2 protein-coding genes are annotated in these 1,203 nt (G+C 54.5%); both read right to left on the reverse strand.

The window, feature by feature from the left end; all coding sequences use genetic code 11:
- Positions 1-13: 13 nt before the first annotated feature.
- Positions 14-871, reverse strand: coding sequence for an IS630 family transposase (locus IQ241_RS25240; protein ID WP_193912577.1), 858 nt, complete (start codon positions 869-871; stop codon positions 14-16).
- Positions 868-1,113 (reverse strand): helix-turn-helix domain-containing protein, encoded by a 246-nt coding sequence (locus IQ241_RS25245; protein WP_193912579.1) that lies wholly within the window; start codon positions 1,111-1,113, stop codon positions 868-870. The genes IQ241_RS25240 and IQ241_RS25245 overlap by 4 nt, the downstream gene beginning before the upstream one ends.
- Positions 1,114-1,203 lie beyond the last annotated feature (90 nt).

The raw sequence follows: 1,203 nt of genomic DNA on the forward strand, positions 1-1,203 counted from the left end.
GTTTAAACCGCGTCTAGGAAGAGACCCGGAGTTTTTCGACAACAGGGTCGAGCTGAGTCGAGACCCAAAGGCGTTGAGAAAGAGCAATCGGGTCGTCGTTGAGTCTGTGTTGAAATAGTTCAACTTGAGTGATGAGGTCAGCCTCAGTGTGATAGCAGGTGTGATAGGTCAGTTCCTCGCGCAGCCAATGCCAAAGATGTTCGACTGGCATAAAGTCAGGGCTATAGGCCGGTAAAGGCACTAAGTGAATATTGCGGTCATCGGCAGCGGCCTTGACCCGTCTAGCTCGATGATAAGGAGCCCCGTCCCAGACCAGCTTGATAGGCAAGTCAGGGAATTCAGCGCGGAGTCGTTCGAGCATATCGACGGTGTTTTCTTGATTCCCAGCGTCATAGGGGAAGATTCTAACCTGGGCTAAGTCGTACAGATAGAGGCCATAGAAAGAGACCTGCTTCAAGCCTGGCGAACTCGAAGAGACCCAGAAGCGTTCGCCTTTGACCGACCAGCCATAGCCCTCATCCGTATCGAGATGGATATGAGCTTCATCGACATAGACCAGCAGGCAGCTTTGATGAAGCGCCTCGTCAAGCAACCCTTCGAGCTGCGCCAGGAACGCCGCACGCTTCTGTGGGTCAGCCTTGTTCAGCAGCTTTCGCGCTTTCTTCCAGGACAAGCCCAGCCCTTTGAGAACTTTGCGTATGCTCTCCCGAGAGCAATCAATCTGAAACGTCGTCTTGACCCCAGCGACCAACCGTTTTAGCGTCCAGCGGGGCTGCAATACTAACGTTGGGCGCTGCGGTGGCGGGGTGGCGGCGACCTCCAAGCTGTCGCGAATGACTCCATCTATGGCTTGTTTGACGGCAGCGCTCAAAGGGGGGGATGGCCACCTGTGTGCCGATAGAGCAATGCCTCGTAGCCCTCTTCGTTATAGCGATGCACCCATCCCATCACCGTTTGCGGATTACGTCCGCTTTCGCGTCCGACCTGAGTCGCATTCTTGCCACTACAGATCTCGTACAGTCCCATCAGCCGTTCCCGGCTACGCGGATGCGCTGCACTCAACGCTAGCTGCCTCAGCTCTGCCGCACATTGCCCCCATTTGTCGACCTTCACTCTCAGCATGGCTTCCCTGACTCATTCAGTTGATGGATACCTATTTTGACCCATTCTTAAAACTACTGGTTCCAAGTTGGACGGGGTTTA

The sequence above is a fragment of the Vasconcelosia minhoensis LEGE 07310 genome (genome assembly GCF_015207255.1).
GTDB classification, from domain to species: Bacteria; Cyanobacteriota; Cyanobacteriia; order Phormidesmidales; family Phormidesmidaceae; genus Vasconcelosia; species Vasconcelosia minhoensis.